At 69.2% G+C, this 19,770-nt stretch carries 17 protein-coding genes; 8 read left to right on the forward strand and 9 right to left on the reverse strand.

The window, feature by feature from the left end; genetic code table 11:
• Positions 1-17: 17 nt before the first annotated feature.
• Positions 18-434 carry a hypothetical protein gene (locus P1J78_RS11975; RefSeq protein ID WP_275567597.1) on the forward strand — a complete coding sequence of 139 codons (417 nt, stop codon included), beginning with the start codon at positions 18-20 and terminating at the stop codon, positions 432-434.
• 21 nt (positions 435-455) lie between these two features.
• Here P1J78_RS11975 and P1J78_RS11980 read toward each other — a convergent pair whose 3' ends face one another.
• Positions 456-1,100 (reverse strand): hypothetical protein, encoded by a 645-nt coding sequence (locus P1J78_RS11980; protein WP_275567598.1) that lies wholly within the window; start codon positions 1,098-1,100, stop codon positions 456-458.
• 225 nt (positions 1,101-1,325) lie between these two features.
• Between P1J78_RS11980 and P1J78_RS11985 the strand changes: the two genes are divergently transcribed.
• From P1J78_RS11985 to P1J78_RS12005, 5 genes are all read left to right on the forward strand, one after another.
• On the forward strand, positions 1,326-2,456 hold the full coding sequence (locus P1J78_RS11985; RefSeq protein WP_275567599.1) for a carboxylate-amine ligase: 1,131 nt from the start codon (positions 1,326-1,328) through the stop codon (positions 2,454-2,456).
• Positions 2,457-2,730: 274 nt separating this feature from the next.
• Positions 2,731-3,876, forward strand: a complete 1,146-nt coding sequence (locus tag P1J78_RS11990; protein WP_275567600.1) for an acyl-CoA dehydrogenase family protein — start codon at positions 2,731-2,733, stop codon at positions 3,874-3,876.
• A complete protein-coding gene (locus tag P1J78_RS11995; RefSeq protein WP_275567601.1) occupies positions 3,873-4,898 on the forward strand; it encodes an enoyl-CoA hydratase/isomerase family protein in 1,026 nt (341 codons plus the stop codon). The genes P1J78_RS11990 and P1J78_RS11995 overlap by 4 nt, the downstream gene beginning before the upstream one ends.
• Positions 4,895-5,767, forward strand: coding sequence for a 3-hydroxyisobutyrate dehydrogenase (mmsB, locus tag P1J78_RS12000; protein WP_275567602.1), 873 nt, complete (start codon positions 4,895-4,897; stop codon positions 5,765-5,767). The genes P1J78_RS11995 and mmsB overlap by 4 nt, the downstream gene beginning before the upstream one ends.
• A gap of 21 nt (positions 5,768-5,788) precedes the next feature.
• On the forward strand, positions 5,789-5,989 hold the full coding sequence (locus P1J78_RS12005; protein ID WP_275567603.1) for a hypothetical protein: 201 nt from the start codon (positions 5,789-5,791) through the stop codon (positions 5,987-5,989).
• Between the two features lie 143 nt (positions 5,990-6,132).
• Here the strand turns inward: P1J78_RS12005 and P1J78_RS12010 are convergent, their stop codons facing one another.
• The 5 genes from P1J78_RS12010 to P1J78_RS12030 form a co-directional block, all read right to left on the reverse strand.
• Positions 6,133-7,578, reverse strand: a complete 1,446-nt coding sequence (locus P1J78_RS12010) for a TRAP transporter large permease (RefSeq protein WP_275567604.1) — start codon at positions 7,576-7,578, stop codon at positions 6,133-6,135.
• Between the two features lie 4 nt (positions 7,579-7,582).
• Entirely contained in the window at positions 7,583-8,272 is a 690-nt protein-coding gene (locus P1J78_RS12015) for a TRAP transporter small permease (protein ID WP_275567605.1), read from the reverse strand.
• Between the two features lie 78 nt (positions 8,273-8,350).
• Positions 8,351-9,361, reverse strand: a complete 1,011-nt coding sequence (locus P1J78_RS12020; RefSeq protein WP_275567606.1) for a DctP family TRAP transporter solute-binding subunit — start codon at positions 9,359-9,361, stop codon at positions 8,351-8,353.
• Between the two features lie 362 nt (positions 9,362-9,723).
• Positions 9,724-10,947 (reverse strand): sigma-54-dependent transcriptional regulator, encoded by a 1,224-nt coding sequence (locus tag P1J78_RS12025; RefSeq protein WP_275567607.1) that lies wholly within the window; start codon positions 10,945-10,947, stop codon positions 9,724-9,726.
• Positions 10,944-12,743 (reverse strand): sensor histidine kinase, encoded by a 1,800-nt coding sequence (locus P1J78_RS12030; protein WP_275567608.1) that lies wholly within the window; start codon positions 12,741-12,743, stop codon positions 10,944-10,946. The genes P1J78_RS12025 and P1J78_RS12030 overlap by 4 nt, the downstream gene beginning before the upstream one ends.
• A gap of 93 nt (positions 12,744-12,836) precedes the next feature.
• Here P1J78_RS12030 and P1J78_RS12035 point away from each other — a divergent pair, with 93 nt between their 5' ends.
• Both P1J78_RS12035 and P1J78_RS12040 read left to right on the forward strand, forming a co-directional pair.
• Positions 12,837-14,021, forward strand: coding sequence for a cytochrome P450 (locus P1J78_RS12035; protein ID WP_275567629.1), 1,185 nt, complete (start codon positions 12,837-12,839; stop codon positions 14,019-14,021).
• Positions 14,022-14,104: 83 nt separating this feature from the next.
• The gene (locus P1J78_RS12040; protein WP_275567609.1) at positions 14,105-15,502 is read left to right on the forward strand and encodes a pyridoxal phosphate-dependent decarboxylase family protein; all 1,398 of its coding nucleotides are present in this window, start codon (positions 14,105-14,107) and stop codon (positions 15,500-15,502) included.
• A 107-nt stretch (positions 15,503-15,609) separates the two neighbouring features.
• Here P1J78_RS12040 and P1J78_RS12045 read toward each other — a convergent pair whose 3' ends face one another.
• From P1J78_RS12045 to P1J78_RS12055, 3 genes are all read right to left on the reverse strand, one after another.
• Positions 15,610-16,200 (reverse strand): outer membrane protein, encoded by a 591-nt coding sequence (locus tag P1J78_RS12045; RefSeq protein WP_275567610.1) that lies wholly within the window; start codon positions 16,198-16,200, stop codon positions 15,610-15,612.
• A 272-nt stretch (positions 16,201-16,472) separates the two neighbouring features.
• A complete protein-coding gene (locus P1J78_RS12050) occupies positions 16,473-18,836 on the reverse strand; it encodes a TRAP transporter large permease (RefSeq protein ID WP_275567611.1) in 2,364 nt (787 codons plus the stop codon).
• A gap of 12 nt (positions 18,837-18,848) precedes the next feature.
• Positions 18,849-19,745, reverse strand: coding sequence for a TRAP transporter small permease subunit (locus P1J78_RS12055; protein ID WP_275567612.1), 897 nt, complete (start codon positions 19,743-19,745; stop codon positions 18,849-18,851).
• Positions 19,746-19,770: the final 25 nt, after the last annotated feature.

Genomic DNA, 19,770 nt, shown 5'->3' on the forward strand with positions numbered 1-19,770 from the left:
CTTCGTGAAGTCCCGTCATGCCCGTCACCTACCGCATTCACCGCGACCTCGGCCTGGTTCACATTCGCTATGAGGGGGTCGCGTGGATATCGGAGAGTTTCGAGGCCGTCGAGCGCTACATGCAGGATCCCGATTTCCGGCCGGCACAGAAGCAGCTCGTCGACCTGTCGGCCCTGACCGAGATCAAGATGGTCTACGCGCAGCTCTTCGCGCTGCAGGCCAAGAAGGCAGAGGCGTTTCTGCGGGGACCGGAAAACCTGATCGTCTATTACGCGCCGACCGATTACGCGCAGTCCCTGGCGCGGATGATCTCTCGGTCCTGGGACGATGTGGGGGATGTGGTCCCGGTCGTTCACGACGACGAGGCCGAGGCGCTGGCGCTTCTGGGGCTGAGCGAAACGACGCTCGACGCCCTTCAGAAACGGTCGGCCTGAGCCGGCCCGCCGGCGGCCGGGTCAGCCGTGCGCGGCCGCCGCGACGCGGCCGGTCTGGGCATAGACCCGGCGCGGCATGACCTTGCGCCGCGGCAGTTCCACGACATTCGCATCCTCGCGGGTGCGGGCGGCGACGAAATCGCGCGCCAGCTTGCGCTGCAGCGCGGTCACTTCGCCTTCCGGCCCGCGCAGGGCGTGGAACTCGGCGGCGCCGGTCACGCGCACGATCAGCCAGGCGAAGCCGTCGCCCTGGTCGACGCGGCGCACATAGAGCGACTCGATCCAGTCCAGCGGCAGACGGGTCGAGACCGTCTCCTGCCCGCCGGCGCCCAGCTTCGCCAGGTGCAGCTCTCGGGTGTTCGGGTCGAACCGGACCGACCGGCGCTTGCCGCGACCGGACAGCAGGATCATCGCCACACCCAGCCCCACCAGCAGCGCCGCGCCCGATCCGCGCAGAAGCATCTCGTCCAGGCTGCCCATGGGGGCCAGCAGCCAGGACATCGCGCCGGCCACGAGCATGGCGAAACCGGCGAAGCGCAGCATGCACAGCGACCGCATCTCGCAGCCGATCGCTTCTCGCACCGCATAGCCGGCGCCGGTTTCGCAGAACGACAGCGACTTCCATTCCGATGCGGGCAGCAGTTCCGTTTTTTGCCGAGTTGCCATCGTTCCGGCTCCCAATACTGTACCTAAGGTTAGGTTTCGACGCGAATCGTGGCGGGATTTGGCCCGAAAGCGCACCTTTCTTCGAAATTCGCGAGAGTTCCGAGCGGTCTTCGCCCGTTCAGATTGTGCGGCCCGGCCGCGCGGCCGATCCTGTGCGCTGCCCCGCGGCGGGGCTTGCCGCGCCCCGGGGGCTCTGCTTTCATCGCCGGACCAAGGAGGGGCGGGATGGCGCGGAGTCCGAGTTTCACCATCGGAATCGAGGAGGAGTACCTGCTCGTCGACCGCGAGACGCTCGCGCTGTCCGATGCCCCGCAGGCGCTGATGGATCAGTGCACCGAGGCGCTGGGCGAACAGGTCTCGCCGGAGTTCCTGCGCTGTCAGGTGGAGATCGGGACCGGCGTCTGCCGCACGATCGACGAGGCCCGCACCGACCTGAAGCGGCTGCGCGAGACGGTGGCCGAGCTGGCGGGGCGGCACGGGCTGGCGCCGCTGGCGGTCTCCTGCCACCCCACGGCCCGCTGGCGCGACCAGCATCACACCGACAAGGAACGCTACAACGTGCTGGAGCACGACCTGGCCGGCGTGGCGCGGCGGCTGTTGATCTCGGGGATGCACGTGCATGTCGGGATCGAGGACGAGGACCTGCGCATCGACCTGATGAGCCAGGCCTCCTATTTCCTGCCGCACATGCTGGCGCTCAGCTGTTCCTCGCCGTTCTGGCAGGGGCAGGATACCGGCCTGTCGAGCTATCGGCTGACGATCTTCGACAACCTGCCCCGCACCGGGCTGCCGCCGGTCTTCCATGCCTGGGCCGAATACCAGCGCTCGCTGGACGCGATCGTGCGGACCGGGGCCATCGAGGACGGAAGCAAGGTGTGGTGGGACCTGCGGCCCTCGGCGCGCTTTCCGACGGTGGAGGTGCGGATCTGCGACAACTCGCCGAGGCTGGAGCATGCGCTGACCGTCGCGGCGCTGTTCCAGGCGACGATGCGGATGCTGTGGCGGCTGAGGATGCGGAACCAGCGCTGGCGGGTCTACGACCGGTTCCTGGTGGGCGAGAACCGCTGGCGGGCGCAGCGCTACGGCATGGCCGAGGGGCTGATCGACTTCGGGCGGGGCGAGGTTCTGCCCTATGCCCAGCTGATCGAGGAATGGATCGAGCTGGTGGCCGAGGATGCCGAGGCCTTGGGCTGCATGGCCGAGGTCGCGGCGGCGCGGGACATCGTGGAGAGCGGCAACGGCGCCGACCGGCAGCGGGCGATCCGGGCCGGAGAGCTGGAGGTCTCGGGCGACGAGGACAAGGCGATGGCGGCGGTGATCCGGGCGATGATGGACGAGTTTACGGCCGATCTTTAGGGGTGTCCGAGGTTGGACAGGGGGTTAAGTCCCTGGAGTCGTTGGCGATACCGCTAACAGGAGACTGCGGACGCGCACTGCACGACACCGGGTCAGCCGTGGGACATTTCCACCTGCATCGCGCGGCGGAAGGCCGCGGCGCGCCGCGCGCGGCCGGCGGACACCGTCTTCGGCCGCTCCGCTCTCATACCTTGCGCATCGCCGCTCCGCGCCCCTTGCATTTCGCCGCCGCCTGGCGGAAACCGGTCCGGTATCCGGCTTTGGGAGGAGCCCCATGGATTTCGCGCTGAGCGAGGAACAGACCGCCATCTTCGACATGGCCCGCACCTTCGCCGAGGACCACATCGCGCCGCACGCCCGCGCCTGGGAAGCGGCGGGCACGATCCCGAAGGACCTGTGGCCCAGACTGGCCGAGCTGGGCTTCGGCGGGCTCTACGTGTCCGACGAGTACGGCGGCTCGGGCCTGACCCGGCTCGACGCGGCGCTGGTCTTCGAGGCGCTCAGCCGCTCCTGCGCCTCGGTCGCGGCCTTCCTGTCGATCCACAACATGTGCGCCGGCATGATCGACCGCCACGCCTCAGACGAGATGAAGGCGCGCGTCCTGCCGCGCATGGTGACGATGGAGACGGTGTTCTCCTATTGCCTGACCGAACCCGGCAGCGGCTCCGACGCGGCGGCACTGAAGACCCGGGCCGCGCGCACCAACGAGGGCTGGCGGCTGAACGGCGTGAAGGCGTTCATCTCCGGCGGCGGCTACTCGGACGCCTACCTGACGATGGCGCGCACCGGCGCGGACGGGCCGCGCGGCATCTCGGCCGTGATCGTCGAGGCGGGCACGCCGGGGCTCAGCTTCGGCGGCCCCGAGGACAAGATGGGCTGGCGGTCGCAGCCCACCTCCCAGGTCCAGTTCGACGACTGCGACATCCCGGCCGAGAACCTGATCGGCGAGGAAGGCAAGGGCTTCGCCTATGCGATGGCGGGGCTGGACGGCGGACGGCTGAACATCTCGGCCTGCTCGCTCGGCGCAGCGCAGGCGGGGCTGGAGGCGACGCTGGCCTATATGGGCGAGCGCACGGCCTTCGGCCAGAGCATCGACCGCTTCCAGGCGCTGCAGTTCCGGCTGGCCGACATGGAGACCGAATTGCAGGCCGCCCGCACCTTCCTGCGCCAGGCGGCGTGGAAGCTGGACACCGGCGCGCCGGACGCCACCAAGTTCTGTGCGATGGCGAAGAAATTCGTCACCGAGGCCGGCAGCCGCGTCGCCGACCAGTGCCTGCAGCTGCACGGCGGCTACGGCTACCTCGCCGATTACGGGATCGAGAAGATCGTCCGCGACCTGCGGGTGCATCAGATCCTGGAGGGCACCAACGAGATCATGCGCCTGATCGTGGCCCGGACGATGCTGGCGGAGCGCGGATGAGCGAGATCGACATCCGCATCGAGGGCCGTGCCGGGCGCATCACCCTGACGCGGCCCAAGGCGCTGAACGCGCTGACCTGGGACATGGCGCTGGCGATCGAGCGGGCGCTGGAGGCGTGGCGCGACGACGACGCGGTGGCGCTGGTGCTGATCGACGGCGACGGCGACAAGGCGTTCTGCGCCGGCGGCGACATCGCCGAGCTGTACCGCACCGGGCGGGCGGGCGATTACGACTACGGCCGCCGCTTCTGGCTCGACGAATACCGGATGAACGCCCGGCTCGCGCGTTTTCCGAAACCCGTGGTCGCCTTCCTGCACGGCTTCGTCATGGGCGGCGGCGTCGGCGTGGGCTGTCACGTCTCGCACCGCGTGGTCTGCGAGTCGTCGCGCATGGCGATGCCGGAATGCGGGATCGGGCTGGTCCCCGATGTCGGCGGCTCGCTGCTGCTGTCCCGGGCGCCGGGGCGGCTGGGTGCCTATCTGGGGCTGACGGGCGACCGGATGCGCCCCGGCGACGCGCTGCATGCGGGCTTTGCGGATGCGTTCGTGCCGGAGGACGGCTGGGCCGCCCTGAAGGCCGAGCTGTGCCGGACCGGGCGCGCGGCCGCCATCGCCGAGGCGGCCGCCCCGGCCCCGGAGTCGCCGCTGGCGGCGCGGCAGGGCTGGATCGACGGCTGCTTCGGCGCGGGATCGGTCGCGGCGATCCTGGAGGCGGTGGGCGAGGACGAGGCAGCGACGGCGCTGCGGCGCGGCTCGCCGCTGTCGCTGGCCTGCACGCTGGAGATGCTGCGGCGGCACCGGGCGCAGGACGCCGGGATCGAGGCGGCGCTGACGCTGGAATACCGTTTCACGGCCCGGGCGATGGAACGCGGCGATTTCCTGGAAGGCGTGCGCGCGGCGATCATCGACAAGGACCGCACGCCGGTCTGGCGCCACGCCCCGGGCGAGGTGACACCCGAGGAGGTCGCCGTGATGCTGGCGCCGCTGGGCGCGGACGAGCTGAACTGGGAGGACAAGCCATGAAGATCGGGTTCATCGGGCTGGGCAACATGGGCGCGCCGATGGCGGCCAACCTGGCCGCGGCCGGGCACGACGTGACGGGGTTCGACCTGGCCGCCCCGGTGCCAGAGGGCGTGACGGCGGCGGACTCGGCGGCCGAGGCGGCGGCGGGGCGCGACGTGGCGATCACCATGCTGCCCAACGGCGACATCCTGCGCCACGTCGCGGCCGAGATCGTGCCGGCGATGGAGCCCGGCGCCGTGTTCCTCGACTGCTCGACGGTCGACGTGGACAGCGCCCGCGCCGTCGCCGACATGGCCGAGGCCGCCGGCCTGCGCCCGCTCGACGCGCCGGTCTCCGGCGGCATCAGCGGCGCCGCGGCCGGCACGCTCACCTTCATGGTCGGCGGCGCCGAGGACGCCTTCGCCGAGGCCAGGCCGCTCTTCGACATCATGGGCCAAAAGGCGGTGCATTGCGGCCCCTCCGGCAACGGCCAGGCGGCGAAGATCTGCAACAACATGATCCTCGGCGCCACGATGATCGTCACCTGCGAGGCCTTCGCCCTGGCCGACCGGCTTGGGCTGGAGCGGCAGGCGATGTACGACGTGGTCTCCACCTCCTCGGGCCAGAGCTGGTCGATGACCACCTACTGCCCGGCGCCGGGGATCGGGCCGACATCTCCGGCCGACAACGGCTATACCCCCGGCTTCGCCGCCGACCTGATGCTCAAGGACCTGCGGCTGGCGCAACAGGCGGCCGAGACGGCAGATGCCGACACGCCGATCGGCCGGGCGGCCCTGAATCTCTACGCCCAGTTCGTGGAGGCGGAGGACGGCGCCGGCAAGGATTTCTCCGCCATGCTGCCCCGGTTCGAGAGCCGGCGCCGGGGCTGACCCCGGCGAAAGGAGCCTGCCATGTCGCTGCACCGCCAGATTCGCCAGACGCATCGCTGGACATCCATGGTCTTCGCCCTGCTGGTCGCCGCGCTCTTCGCCACGCAAGCGATGGGATGGGAAACCCCCGAGTGGGTCTTCTACCTGCCGCTGGCGCCGCTCGCGCTCCTGCTCTTCACCGGCCTCTACCTCTTTGCCCTGCCCTATTTCCGCAAGCGCTGACCCGTCCCAAAAACACCACCCCGAACTTCTTCTCGTTCCAAATACGCAAAATCCGGCATCGAAAAAGGCGACGCCCCCGGACAGGAGCGTCGCCTCACCGATTTCAGAGAAAAGAACGCGCGGAAGCGCTCCTTCTATTCACCCTAATTCGTGATGATCTCCGGCCCCATGAAGGTCGTGGGCAGGAAGGTCGAGATCGGCGGGATGTAGGTGATCATGATCAGGAAGACGAACAGGATCGCCAGGAACGGCAGCGCCGCCTTCACCACCCGCATCATCGGCATCCCGGCGACGCCGGAAGTAACGAACAGGTTCAGCCCCACCGGCGGCGTGATCATCCCGATCTCCATGTTCACCACCATGATGACGCCCAGGTGGATCGGGTCGATCCCCAGCTCGATGGCGATCGGGAAGACCAGCGGCGCCACGATGACGATCAGGCCCGAGGGCTCCATGAACTGACCGCCGATCAGCAGGATCACGTTCACGATCACCAGGAACATGATCGGCCCGAACCCGGCCGAGATCATCGAGGCCGCGATATGCTGCGGGATCTGCTCGTCGGTCAGCACGTGCTTGAGGATCAGCGCGTTGGCGATGATGAACATCAGCATGACGGTCAGCTTGCCCGCCTCGAACAGCGTCTCCTTGGTGTCGCGGTGGAAGAACACCGTGATCAGCGCCCAGGGCTTCTGCAGGAGCGACAGGTTGCGCCCGGCCGCCGGCGCCGCGGCGGCGTTCAGCGATCCCTCGCCCGCCTCCAGGTAGTCCGACGAGGCCGGCGTCGCGTTCTTCGCCGCCAAAGGCCCCATGTCGCGATAGACGAAGGAGGCGATGAAGAAGGCGTAGATCGCCGCCACCGCCGCGGCCTCGGTCGGCGTGAAGATGCCGCCATAGATGCCGCCCAGGATGATGACGATCAGGAACAGCCCCCAGGCCGCCTCGCGCCCCGAGCGCCAGATCTCGCCCCAGCCCAGCCAGTCGCCCTTGGGCAGGTTGCGGGTGACGGCGATGAAGTAGATCGCCCCCATCAGCATCCCGCCGGCCAGCAGCCCCGGGATCACGCCCGCCAGGAACATCCGCCCCACCGACACGTCGGTCGCCGAGGCATAGACCACCATCACGATGGACGGCGGAATGAGGATGCCCAGCGTCCCCGCGTTACAGATCACGCCGGCGGCGAAGTCCTTGGAATAGCCCACCTGCCGCATGCCGGCGATGACGATGGAGCCGATGGCGACCACGGTGGCGGGCGACGAGCCCGACAGCGCCGCGAAGAGCATGCAGGCGAAGACCCCGGCGATGGCCAGCCCGCCGGGCAGGTGCCCGACGCAGGCGATGGAGAAGCGGATGATCCGCTGCGCCACGCCGCCCGTCGACATGAAGGACGAGGCCAGGATGAAGAACGGGATCGCCAGCAGCGTGTAGTGCCCGGCCATCGCCTGGTACATCGACTGCGCGATCGAGGCCAGCGAGGTGTCGGAATAGACCAGCAGGAAGATGATCGACGACAGGCCCAGCGACACCGCGATCGGCACGCCGATCAGCAGCAGGCCGATCACCATCAGAAACAGAATTACGACGTCCATGGGCTCAGTCCTTGTCGGCGCGGGAGGAGGCCTCGGCGACCTCTTCCTCGGCTTCGTGGCTCACGATCAGGCTGTCGCGGCGGCCGGTGAACAGCTCCACCGTCGCCTGCAGCACGCGGAACAGGATCAGCGCCGCGGCCACGGGCAGCATCGTGTAGGGAATGACGCGCGGGAGCTTTTCGTACTCCTCGCCGTAGTTGATGGCGTCCTCCAGCCAGCGGAAGATGCCCAGCATCGGCACCTGGTCGGTGACATAGAAGGCCCGGTCGCGGACGCCCTCGGCAAAGCCCGTGGGGAACCAGCGGCCCTCGGTCGGCTGCAGCGCGGCGAACGGCGCCCAGTAGTCCCACGCCCCCTTCAGAAGCAGGAAGGCATAGGCGATGCAGACCGCCGCCGAGATCAGCGCCAGCGCCTTGCGGCCGGCCGGCGGGAACAGGTTGGTCAGCGCGTCGACGCCCAGATGCGCCGTCACCTTGAACCCGTAGCTGATGCCGAACAGCACCAGCCAGGCGAACAGGATCAGCGTGACCTCCAGCCCCCAGATCAGCGAGGAGTTGAAGCCGTAGCGCAGCACGACATTGGTGAATGTCACCAGCGTCATCAGCCCGAGAAGGATCGCGATGATGCTTTCCTCGAGCGTGTTGACGATGTGCCAGAGCCGGCTGCGGTTTGCGTGAATGGAATGGCCGCTCATGGCGGTGCCCCCCTCCCTGAATGCGCGGTGCGGACCGGGCCTCCCAACCCGGTCCGCACCCGTGGTCTCAAGATCGGATCACATCGTCTCGTTGATCGACTGCGCCGCTTCGATGTTCTCGGCGCCGACGTCGCCCTCGAACTGGTCCCAGACGGGCTTCATCGCGTCGACCCACTGCTGGCGCTGCTCCGGCGTCAGCTGGCGCACTTCGCCGCCGGCGTCGATGATCGACTGCTTGGCCTCCTGGTTGACCTCGTAGCTCTCGGCGTTGCGCGCGGTCGTCACCTCGCCCAGGATCGTCAGGAACTGGTCGCGCACGTCGGGCTCCAGGCTGTCCAGCCAGTCGACCGAGGTCACGACGAGATAGTCGATGATGCCGTGGTTGGTCTCGGTGATGCCGTCCTGCACCTCGAAGAACTTCTGGCCCCAGATGTTCGACCAGGTGTTCTCCTGCCCGTCGACGACGCCGGTCTGCAGCGCGCCGTAGACTTCCGAGAAGGCCATCGGCTGCGGCGAGGCGTCGAGCGCCTCCATCTGCGCCACCAGCACGTCGGAGGGCTGCACGCGGAACTTCAGGCCGGCGGCATCGTCGGGGGTCAGGAGCGGCACGTTGGCCGAGAACTGCTTCATCCCGTTATGCCAGTAGGCCAGGCCCTGCAGCCCGCGCCGGGTCATCGAGTCCAGCATCGACTGGCCGGCATCCGAGGCCTGGAAGGCATCCACGGCGTCGATGTTCTTGAACATGAACGGCAGGTCGAAGATGCGGAACACCTTGGTGAAGGTCTCGAACTTCGACAGCGACGGCGCGGCCAGCTGCACGTCGCCCTGCAGCATCGCCTCCAGCACCTGGTCGTCGTTGTAGAGCGTGGAGTTCGGATAGACCTCCATGCACATGGTGCCGTCCATCTCCTCGTTCACGCGGTTCTTCAGCAGCTCGGCCGCGATGCCCTTGGGGTGACGGTCGGTGTTGGTGACATGGGCGAACTTGACGACGATCTCGCCGTCGTCGCAGGCGTCCTCCTGCGCGGTGGCGGCGCCGGCCGCCATGACGAGGGCGATGGCCGTCGTGGCCAGGGTGGTGACTTTCATGGGGTCCTCCCGAAAGTGGATATGAATTTCCTCCGTGGACCCGGCGGACCGGGCCTCGCCGGGATAGAACTGCCGTGGCGTCGCTTGGGCAAGTATTCGCTGGGCGTTCCGGTGCAATCAAGATTCTTTCCCTGTTTTCAGGGCGTTGGAAGGGTCGCCAAAGGCGCATGGCAGCCGCGCGTTTTGCGAATGGGTGAATCCCCGCACAGGCGCATCGCCGGTCTGTGCGGGATTCCGCACAGCGCGTCGGCCGTCCATAGGCGGGTTTGCGGTGTCCGGGCGCCGGCCGGCCCCGCCACGGTCGCCGCGATTCGCCCTGGGCGCGGAGACCGGGCGGACGCGCGCCGCCCGGCCAGTGTGGTTCAGCGATAGGCCTCGGCCCGCAGCCCGTGGCGGGCCAGCTTGTCGTAGAAGGTCTTGCGCGGCAGCTTCAGCGCCCGCGCCGCCTCGGTCGCGTTGCCGCCGTGCCCCTGCAGCGCCTCGATCAGGAGCGAGCGTTCCACCTGCGCCAGGCGTTCGGCCAGGCCCAGCTCCTCCTCCGGCTCCGCCTCGCCCAGCCCCATCGCGAAGCGCATGGCCGCGTTCATCAGCGCGCGCGCGTTGCCGGGCCAGTCCTGCGCCATCAGACGGGCGACGACGTCGGAGGGGATCTCGGGCACCGGCAGCGCCGCCTGTTCGCAGGCGATCTGCACGTAATGCCGGAACAGCACCGGGATGTCGTCGGGCCGCTCGCGGATCGACGGGATCCGCACGCGCATCACGTCGAGCTTGTAGAACAGATCCGGGTTGAACCGGCCCTCGCGCGCCTCCGCCTCCAGGTCGCGATAGGTTCCGGCGAGGATGCGGGCGCCGGGGTTGTCCTCCAGCAGTTCCAGCGCGGCGAACTGCGCGGCCGGGGGCAGCGCGGCCACCTCGTCCAGGAACAGCGAGCCGCCCTTCGCGGCCTCGAAGGCGGCCGACAGGGTCTCGGGCGTCTGGGTCGCCGCCGCGAGCTTCTGGAACGGCCGCTGCGCGGCGCCCGAGAGCAGGTGGATGACCTCGGCCACCTTGGAGGTGCCGGTGCCCGGCTCGCCGGTGATCAGCACCTCGGCCGAGGTCCGCGCCACGGCGCGCACCCGGTCGCGCAGCGCCTCGGCCACCTGGCTTTCGCCGTAGAGCAGCCGCGCCGCCGCGTCGCCGCGGGTCAGCTGTTCCTTCAGCCGCCGGTTCTCCAGCACCAGCGCCCGGGTCTTCAGCGCCTTCTCCACCACCGCCAGCAGGTCCTTCGGCGCGCAGGGTTTCTCCAAGAAGTCGAAGGCCCCCTCGCTCATCCCGCGCACCGCCATCGGGATATCCCCCTCGCCGGTCAGCAGGATCACCGGCAGGTCGGCATCGACCGCCTGCACATGCTCCAGCAGGTGAAACCCGTCGCGCCCGGGCATGCGGATGTCCGACACGACGACGCCGTCGAAGCCGGGCGCGATATGGTCCTTCGCCTCGATGAACGACCCCGCGAGCACCGGGTCCAGATCCGCCAGCTCCAGCGTCTGGCCCAGCGCCTCGCGCACCTGGCGGTCGTCGTCGACCAGCAGCACCCGCGCCGTCATGCCGCCGCCTCCGCCCCGACCGGCGCCAGTTCCACGCGGAACACCGCGCCGCCGTCGGGGTGGTTGCGGCCGCGGATCGCGCCGCCGAAGCTCTGCACCAGCCCGTAGGAGATCGACAGGCCCAGCCCCATGCCCTCGCCCTGCCCCACCGCCTTGGTGGTGTAGAACGGGTCGAATATCTTCTCCGGCTCGGCGATGCCCGGGCCGGTGTCGCGCACCGTCAGCACCACCGGGTCGCCGGGCGCGACCGACAGCTCCAGCCGCCGTTCCGCCGCCCCGTCCATCGCGTCCACCGCGTTGGAGACCAGGTTCATCACCACCTGCTGCAGCCGCACCTCGCCGCCGCGCACCATCACCGGGCCCTCGGGGCGGTCCCAGGCGACGGTCACGCCGGCCCGCGCCGCCTTGGCCTCTGAAATCTCCAGCGCGGCGTCGACCACCGCCACGAGGTCCACATCCACCACGTCGGCCCGCTCCTGCCGGGCGAAGGCGCGCAGGTTGCGGATGATCCGGCCCATGCGGCGGGCCAGCTCGCCGATCCGCGTCAGGTTCTCGGCCGCGCGCTCGGGCTTGCCGCGTTCGACGAAGACCGCGCCGTTGTCGGCGAAGGACTGGATCGCCATCAGCGGCTGGTTCAGCTCGTGGCTGATCCCGGCCGACATCTGCCCCAGCGCCGACAGCTTGCCCGCCTGCACCAGATCCGCCTGCGCCCGTTTCAGCGCCGCCTCCGCCTCGCGCCGCTCGCCCACCTCGCGCCGCAGGTCGGCGTTCACCGCCGAAAGCGCCTCGGTCCGCTCGGCCACCCGCGCCTCCAGCGCCGCGTTGGCGCGTTCCTCGATATCCAGCCGCTCCGCCAGCGCCCGGCGCCGCTCGGCCAGGTAGAACAGCAGCGCGCCGAAGGCCAGGCACAGCGCCGCCGCCACCGCCGCCTGCAGCGAGGCCAGCCGCAGCGCCGGCGCGAGGTTCACCAGGATCTCGGCCGTCATCCCGATCACCGGGCGCGGCTGCGTCAGGTGCAGCGCGTAGCGCGGCAGGTAGGGGCTGTCCTCCAGCGCCCAGAGGTCGTGCCCCCGAACCACCCGCTGCGCGCGCGCCGGAAAGGGCGAGAGCACGGCGCCGACATAGACCTCGTCGGGCATGTCGCCGTCGGGCGGCGCGGCGCGCACGCTCAGGGTCAGGTCGGAGCGGTTGGAGACGAAGACCACGCCGCGGGCGTCGGTGAAGATCACCGGCGAGGGGTCGGCGGGCCAGTTCCATTCCAGCTCGTCGACATTCACCCGCACCATGACGGCCCCGGCGGCCGGCCCCTCGGGCGAGAAGACCGGCGCGGCATAGGTGAAAAAGCGCTGCGCGCTGTCGGCATCGACGCCGTGCTCCAGCCCCAGCGCCCCGTCCATCGCGCGGCGGAAGGCGCCGCTGCCGCCCACGTGGCGCGCCGCGAACGGGTCCGAGGCGGCGAGCACGCGGCCGGTGTCGTCGGCCAGCCACAGCCGCTGCGCGCCGCTGCGGTCGGCGAAGGCCTGAAGCAGCGCGTCGGCGGCGGCCTCGTCGCCGCCGGTGCCCAGCACCAGCGGCACCAGCACCGGGTGGTCGGCCACCAGCACGGCCACGTCCCGCACCCGCCGCAACTGCCCCGTCAGCCGGTCGGCGGCGAGCGACAGGTCGGCATGCCCGCGCTCCTCCAGCTGATCCAGCGCGGCGGCGAAGGCGATCCACCAGATCACCGCCGCGAATCCGGCGACGGCCAGGAGGAACCCGGCCAGCACCGCCATGCGTCGTCGCAGCAATCGCCTCATGCCCGATGTCTAAGTCGCCACGCTTGCAATGGCCAGATTCTTCGGGACAGGCTCGGGCCCATGACCGAGCCCAAGCCTGACCCCATGCCCGAGATGCCGCGCCTGTCGCAATCCCCCACCGCACCCGCCTTCGTGCAGGACCCCTACCCGTTCTACGACCGGATGCGCGCCATGGGCCCGCTGGTCTGGTGGGAGGACTACGCGATGCCCTGCGCCGCTGGCGCCGCCGAGGTGAACGCGCTGCTGCGCGACCGGCGGCTGGGCCGGGAAGTGCCGGCCGAGACGGCGCCGGACATCCCGGACCGGCTCCGGCCGTTCTACGACATCGAGGCGCATTCGATGCTGGAGCTGGAACCGCCCCGCCATACGCGGCTTCGCTCCCTCGTGCTGCGCGCCTTCACCTCGCGCCGCATCGCCGGCATGGCCCCCGAGATCGAGACCCTCTGTCACCGGCTGGTCGATGCCCTTCCCGCCGGCGAGGTCGACCTGCTGCCGGCCTATTGCACGCAGGTTCCGGTGATCGTGATCGCCCGGCTCCTGGGCGTGCCCGACAGCATGGCGCCCGAGCTCTTGTCCTGGTCGAACGCCATGGTCGCCATGTACCAGGCCCGCCGCGACCGCGCGGTCGAGGACGCGGCCTGTGCCGCCGCCGCCGAATTCTCGGACTTCATGCGCGGCTATGTCGCCGAGCGCCGCTCGCGCCCCGCCGACGACCTGATCACCCACCTGATCGCGGCCGAGGAGGACGGGGAACGCCTGACCACCGACGAACTCATCACCACCTGCATCCTGCTTTTGAACGCGGGCCACGAGGCCACGGTCCACGCCATGGGCAACGGGGTGAAGGCACTGTTGGACCACGGCACGCCCCCGGACCGGCTGGCCTCCGACACGGTGGAGGCCACGGTCGAGGAGATCTTGCGCTACGACCCGCCGCTGCAAATGTTCACGCGCTACGCTTACGACGACCTCGACCTCTTCGGTCACCGCCTGACCCGCGGCGACCAGGTGGCGCTGCTCCTCGGCGCCGCCAACCGCGATCCGGCGGTGTGGCCGGACCCGGCCCGGTTCGATCCGGCGCGTCCGGTGAAATCGAACGTCGCCTTCGGGGCGGGGCTGCATTTCTGCGTCGGCGCGCCGCTCGCGCGGCTGGAACTGCAGGTCGCGCTGCGGGTGCTCTTCGACCGCCTGCCGGGCCTGCGGCTGGCCGCCCCGCCGCGCTATGCCGATCTCTACCATTTCCATGGACTCTCGGCGCTCCCCGTCGTACCGGGCTGAGCCGCCCCACGCCGGACCGGGTCGGGCCGCCGACGGGGCGGCGCCTCTTGCCAAAAGTCCTACCGCGTGAGCAGATGCGCGCCATGAATCACGACGATCTGAGAGACTGGTCGAAACGCGCCGCCGACTGGGCGCACGACTATCACATGACCCTGCGCGACCGCCCCGTGCGCGCGCAGGTCAGCCCCGGCGAGACCGCCGCGAAGCTCCCCGCGTCGCCGCCCGAGGCGCCGGAGAGCCCCGAGGCGATCTTTGCCGATTTCGAGCGCATCGTGCCCGACGCGATGACGCATTGGCAGCACCCGCGCTTCTTCGCCTATTTCCCGGCCAACGCCGCGCCCGCCTCGATGTGGGCCGAGCAGCTGGCCAACGCGATGGCGTCGAACTGCCTGATCTGGCAGGCCAGCCCGGCCGCCACCGAGATCGAGCAGGTCACCACCGACTGGCTGCGCCAGGCCCTCGGGCTGCCGGAGGGGTTCACCGGCACGATCCACGACAGCGCCTCCACCTGCACCCTGTCGGCGGTCATCACCATGCGCGACCGCGCGACCGGCTGGGACAGCGTGCAGGACGGGCTGACCGGCCAGGCGCTGCGGGTCTATGCCTCCGCCCAGACCCACAGCTCGGTGGACAAGGCGGTGCGACTGGCGGGCATCGGCCAGCGCAACCTGGTGAAGATCGACACCGACGCCGCGTACCGGATGGACCCCGCGGCGCTGGAGCGGGCGATCGAGGAAGACCGGGCGGCGGGACGCATCCCGGCGGGGCTGGTGATCTGCACCGGCGGGACCGGCATCGGCGCGCTGGACCCTGCGGCCGAGTGCATCGCGGTGGCGAAGAAGCACGACCTCTATGTCCATGTCGATGCCGCCTGGGCCGGTTCGGCCATGATCTGCCCGGAGTTCCGCGCGCTCTGGGCCGGCGTCGAGGGGGCCGACAGCATCGTCTTCAACCCGCACAAGTGGCTTGGCGTGCAGTTCGACTGCTCGGTCCAGTTCCTGGCGGACCCGGCCCCGCAGATCCGCTCGCTGGGGCTGCGCCCCGACTACCTGCAGACGCAGGGCCGGGACGAGATCGTCAACTTCAACGAATGGACCGTCGCGCTCGGCCGCCGGTTCCGGGCGCTGAAGCTGTGGTTCGTGCTGCGCGCCTATGGGCTGGAGGACCTGCGGACCCGCATCCGCAACCACGTCGCCTGGACCGAGGAGCTGGCCGAGGCGTTCCGCGCGACGCCCGGCTTCGAGATCGTGACCGAGCCGCGGCTGGCGCTGTTCTCGTTCCGCTACGCGCCCGAGGGCGGCGACGCGAACGCGGCGACCGAGGCGCTCCTGGCGCGGATCAACGACGACGGGCGGGTCTATCTGACCCAGACCGTACACGAGGGCAAGTTCGTGATCCGGGTGACGGCGGGAACCTTCGACTGCACCCGCGACGACGTGATGGCGGTGCATGAGGTGGTCACGGAGCTTGCGCGCGCCTGACGCGGTGCGCGGTGCGCGGCGGCCGGGGCGCGGCAAAGGCCCCGAAAACGAAAACGGGCCGGGGCGGCAATTGCCCCGGCCCGTCCGGTTCTAGGGAGGGGTGAGGTTCAGAACCGGTAGCTCACGCGCGCCGCGACGGTCGTGCCGCCGAAATCGATGCCCGTGCCGTCAAAATTGTCGAAGACGTGGTACAGCGCTTCGCCGGCGATCGAGACCTTCTCGTTGACGCGGTATTCCGCGCCCGCCCCGGCGAACCAGCCGTTGTCGCTATAGTCGGTGCCGCTGAAGCTGCCCTGCGCCCAAGCGGCCCCGCCGGTGCCGTAGAACAGGACCTTGCCGACATCGTAGCCCGCGCGGAGCTTGGCGCGCGCCACGTTGTCGAGCGTGGCGTTGCCGCTGTTGGATTCGATCGCGGTGAGGTCGTAGTCGGCTGCGACGCCGACGACGATATCGCCGAAGTCCCAGTCATAGCCGGCGTGAACACCGCCGCCGAAGCCGTTGGCATCGTTGTTGCCGTTCTCCACATGGCCCCAGCCGAGCTGGGCACCGGCATAGAAGCCGGTCCAGTCGTAGCCGACCGGCGTCGCCGGCGCGGGCGGCGGGGTCACGACCGGATCGGGGTCGGCGGGCGTGAGGTTGCCGGCGAAGGCCGGCGCGGTGGCAAGGGCGGCGACCGATGCGATGACGAGCGTTTTCATCTCTGCTCTCCTGTTTTTCGTTCCGTGGCGCCGTGCAATCCGCAGGACGCTCTGGATTGTTAAATGACACACCCGCGCGGGCGTGCCAGTCACGGGATCGGGAGGCGGCCATGTGCCGCCGATCCGTCCATGGGTCAACCGGCGAGAACCCGCGCGGTTCCACGGCCGCCGCCACGGAAAGCCGGACAACCCCTTGAAACGGCGGCATTTCGCTCACACCGCAAGACGCCCGGCAGGTTTCCGCCGGGCGCCCGATGCGAAGCGGCGCGGGATCAGTTCGGGATCAGGTCGGGAACGATCGTCACCACGCCGGGGAACAGCCACAGAAGCGCGAGCCCCACCACCTGGATCACCACGAAGGGCGCCACGCCGCGATAGATGTGGCCCGTCGTGACCGACGGCGGCGCGACGCCGCGCAGGTAGAACAGCGCGAAGCCGAAGGGCGGCGTCAGGAACGAGGTCTGCAGGTTCACCGCGATCATGATCGTCACCCATTTCGGGTCCATCGTGCCGCCATAGATCACCGGTCCGACGATCGGGATGACGATGTAGATGATCTCCAGGAAGTCCAGCACGAAGCCCAGGACGAACAGCACCAGCATCACGATCAGGAAGACCGTGAACTCGTTGTCGTAGCTCTTCAGGAAGTCCTGGATATAGTGCTCGCCCCCGAAGGAGATGACGACGAGGTTCAGCAGCTGCGAGCCGATCAGGATGGTGAAGACCATCGAGGTGACCTTGGCCGTCTCGCGCACCACCGGCCCCAGCACGTGACTGCGCAGCAGCGTCCAGAGCGCGAAGAGCAGGCCGAAGACGGCATAGAGATAGCACGCCAGCGCCACGAGATAGGCGACCCAGGTCTCGAACGGCACCTCCGCCTGGTCGACCCGCAGATCGAAGTTCATGCCGGCGAGGATCATGATCACGATGGCGAAGGTCGACCAGATGATGATCCTGCCCGACCCGCCCTCGTCCTTCAGCTTGCGATAGGCGGCCAGCATGATGGCCCCGGCGGCGCCCAGCGCCGCGGCGGGCGTCGGGTTGGTGATGCCGCCCAGGATCGAGCCCAGCACGGCGACGATCAGCACCAGCGGCGGGAAGACCACGCGCAGCAGGTCGTTCTGCGCCAGCCGGCGCACGGCGAAGGACGCGCCGTAGAGCGTGATGGCGAGCGGAATGGCCAGGATCAGCACCGTGGTGCCGGCCGAGGTCGCCGGGGTGATGAACAGGATGTCGGCCAGGACGCCGAGGATCACGCCCACGGCCCCGATCATCAGCGGCCGCGGGTCGCCCAGGGGCGAGATGCCCCGCGCCGTGGTCAGCACCAGCGCCAGCAGCAGGAACAGCGTGACCACGCCCGAGCCGAGGACCGGCGCGTTGGCGATGCGCTCGGCCAGCGCGGCCGCTTCCTCTTCGGGGGTCAGCTCCTCGGGCTCTTCGGTCTCGCCGGCGGCGACGGCGGCGGCATTGGCCTCGCGTACCTCGACCGCGCGGTCCCAGGCCGCCTGGCCGTGCAGCTCGATCATCGCCTCCTGGCAGTCCGGCGAGACGTTGGTGCGCAGCACGGATTCCCGGTCGTACCCGTCGAAATCGGCAAAGCGCACGTCCTGGCTGCCCACCAGCCCGACCTGCACCGCAAGGATCACGCCGCCGATCAGCAGGATCGGGGCGCCCACGAACCAGGCCATCGCGTCCTGCTTGGTGATCGGCTCGCTGTTGGCGGTGCCCAGCGCGACCGGCGGCGCCTTGGACGGGTTCAGGATCGCATAGCCCAGCGCGTAGAGCGCATAGAGCATCGCCAGCATCACGCCCGGCAGCATCGCCGCCTGGAACAGCGTGCCCACCGAGACGACCGCCGGTTCGCCCAGATAGGTCAGCGCGTCGGTGCAGCCCACCGACTGCGCCCGCGCCTCCTGCGCCGTGGCATAGAGATCGCCCGCCAGCGTGCCCAGCAGCACGATGACGATGGACGGCGGGATGATCTGGCCCAGCGTGCCCGAGGCCGAGATCACGCCCGTCGCCAGCTCGGGCGAGTAGTTGTTGCGCAGCATCGTGGGCAGCGACAGAAGCCCCATCGTCACCACCGTGGCGCCGACGATGCCGGTCGAGGCGGCCAGGAAGGCGCCGACGACCACCACGGACACGGCCAGGCCGCCCGGCAGCGGGCCGAAGACGCGCGCCATCGTGGTCAAGAGATCCTCGGCGATCTTCGAGCGTTCCAGCGTGATGCCCATCATCACGAACATCAGCACCGCCAGCAGCGTCTCGATGGACTGGCCGGCCAGCACCCGTTCGTTGATGCGGTTGACGATGAAGCTGATGTTGCGGTCGAGCGCCGTCTCCCAGCCCTGCGGGAAGACGGGCATGCCTATGCGCGGCAGGTCGGGATGTCGGAATATCGAGATGTTGTCGGGCTTGACCCCGCTCGCCACGAGATCGGCATAGGCCTGGCTGCGCGTGTCGATGGCCTGGTGGATCAGCAGCCCGGCCGTGTCGAGCCCGGCGATGATCCCGAAGGAGATGACGCCGGCGCCGCCGATGGCGAAGGCCACCGGAAAGCCCGACAGGATTCCGCCGAAGAGGCAGAGAAAGACGATGATCAGGCCGATCTCGATGCCGTCGAGTCCGAAAAGCATTTCCCTGCCCCTCTAGAATTCCGCGTGGTCGTAGGCTTCTTCGCCTTTTTCGAGCCAGTCGTGATCGTGATACTTGCCCTCGCTCTCGGGTCCTTCGACGAATTCGAGATAGGAGCGGTAGAAGAAGGCCACGGCCTGCAGGAACACCATGGCCGCGAAACAGGCCAGAAGGATCTTGAACAGGAAATAGCCGTTGAAGCCGTTGGGCGAGAAACCGATGGTCTCGACGTTCCAGCGCAGCGCCCGCGACTTCAGCAGGAGCCGGTCCAGCGTGTCCGACGCCGACGGCTTCGGCACGACGAGATGCCGCCACAGGAAATACCAGCCGTACATCCAGATCAGGATCGCGGCCGGCATCATGAAGACGATGGAGCCGAACATGTCGATCGCCTTCTTGGTGCGGTACTTCGCCGTGGCATAGAACAGGTCGACCCGGACATGCCCGCCCTGGATGAACGTGTAGGCGCAGCACAGCGCCACGACCATCGCGTTGTAGAGCTTCAGCTCCTCGGAGAACCAGCCCACCGACTGGGTGAAGCCCACGCCGAAAGGCGCGATGGTCAGGTTGCCCATGCGGAAGACCGACTGCAGGAAGACCACGATCACCTGCTGCAGCACCATCAGAAGGCCCGCCCAGGCAAAGAAGCGGCCCACGGCGTTGCCGAACCCCTCCAGCACCCGCACCGCGCCCCACATGATGGAATGGCGCCAGATGCCGAGGCCGGTGACGATCAGGAAGGCCACGAAGACCACGAAGAAGAACTCGACCGAGCCGCCATAGTAGATGACGCGCATGATCGCTTCGCTGTTCGACCAGTCGAGCCACAGGCCCGGATGCGTGATCGCATAGCCGAAATTGTAGAAGGCCATGCCGATGTTGGAGAAAAACCAGATCAGTGCGTCGCCCATGCGCCCCGTCGCCCCTGCATGTGCC

It is taken from the genome of Psychromarinibacter sediminicola, assembly GCF_029168335.1.
GTDB lineage: Bacteria > Pseudomonadota > Alphaproteobacteria > Rhodobacterales > Rhodobacteraceae > Psychromarinibacter > Psychromarinibacter sediminicola.

What these genes read in the sequence shown, in the direction of transcription:
- P1J78_RS11995 (WP_275567601.1), top strand. Translation starts at nt 3,873, where the DNA reads ATGAGCGAGATCGACATCCGCATCGAGGGCCGTGCCGGGCGCATCACC.
- P1J78_RS11990 (WP_275567600.1), top strand. Translation starts at nt 2,731, where the DNA reads ATGGATTTCGCGCTGAGCGAGGAACAGACCGCCATCTTCGACATGGCC.
- P1J78_RS12055 (WP_275567612.1), bottom strand. Translation starts at nt 19,745, where the DNA reads ATGGGCGACGCACTGATCTGGTTTTTCTCCAACATCGGCATGGCCTTC.
- P1J78_RS12045 (WP_275567610.1), bottom strand. Translation starts at nt 16,200, where the DNA reads ATGAAAACGCTCGTCATCGCATCGGTCGCCGCCCTTGCCACCGCGCCG.
- P1J78_RS11985 (WP_275567599.1), top strand. Translation starts at nt 1,326, where the DNA reads ATGGCGCGGAGTCCGAGTTTCACCATCGGAATCGAGGAGGAGTACCTG.
- P1J78_RS12040 (WP_275567609.1), top strand. Translation starts at nt 14,105, where the DNA reads ATGAATCACGACGATCTGAGAGACTGGTCGAAACGCGCCGCCGACTGG.
- P1J78_RS11980 (WP_275567598.1), bottom strand. Translation starts at nt 1,100, where the DNA reads ATGGCAACTCGGCAAAAAACGGAACTGCTGCCCGCATCGGAATGGAAG.
- P1J78_RS12015 (WP_275567605.1), bottom strand. Translation starts at nt 8,272, where the DNA reads ATGAGCGGCCATTCCATTCACGCAAACCGCAGCCGGCTCTGGCACATC.
- P1J78_RS12030 (WP_275567608.1), bottom strand. Translation starts at nt 12,743, where the DNA reads ATGAGGCGATTGCTGCGACGACGCATGGCGGTGCTGGCCGGGTTCCTC.
- mmsB (WP_275567602.1), top strand. Translation starts at nt 4,895, where the DNA reads ATGAAGATCGGGTTCATCGGGCTGGGCAACATGGGCGCGCCGATGGCG.
- P1J78_RS12035 (WP_275567629.1), top strand. Translation starts at nt 12,837, where the DNA reads ATGCCGCGCCTGTCGCAATCCCCCACCGCACCCGCCTTCGTGCAGGAC.
- P1J78_RS12025 (WP_275567607.1), bottom strand. Translation starts at nt 10,947, where the DNA reads ATGACGGCGCGGGTGCTGCTGGTCGACGACGACCGCCAGGTGCGCGAG.
- P1J78_RS11975 (WP_275567597.1), top strand. Translation starts at nt 18, where the DNA reads ATGCCCGTCACCTACCGCATTCACCGCGACCTCGGCCTGGTTCACATT.
- P1J78_RS12010 (WP_275567604.1), bottom strand. Translation starts at nt 7,578, where the DNA reads ATGGACGTCGTAATTCTGTTTCTGATGGTGATCGGCCTGCTGCTGATC.
- P1J78_RS12005 (WP_275567603.1), top strand. Translation starts at nt 5,789, where the DNA reads ATGTCGCTGCACCGCCAGATTCGCCAGACGCATCGCTGGACATCCATG.
- P1J78_RS12020 (WP_275567606.1), bottom strand. Translation starts at nt 9,361, where the DNA reads ATGAAAGTCACCACCCTGGCCACGACGGCCATCGCCCTCGTCATGGCG.
- P1J78_RS12050 (WP_275567611.1), bottom strand. Translation starts at nt 18,836, where the DNA reads ATGCTTTTCGGACTCGACGGCATCGAGATCGGCCTGATCATCGTCTTT.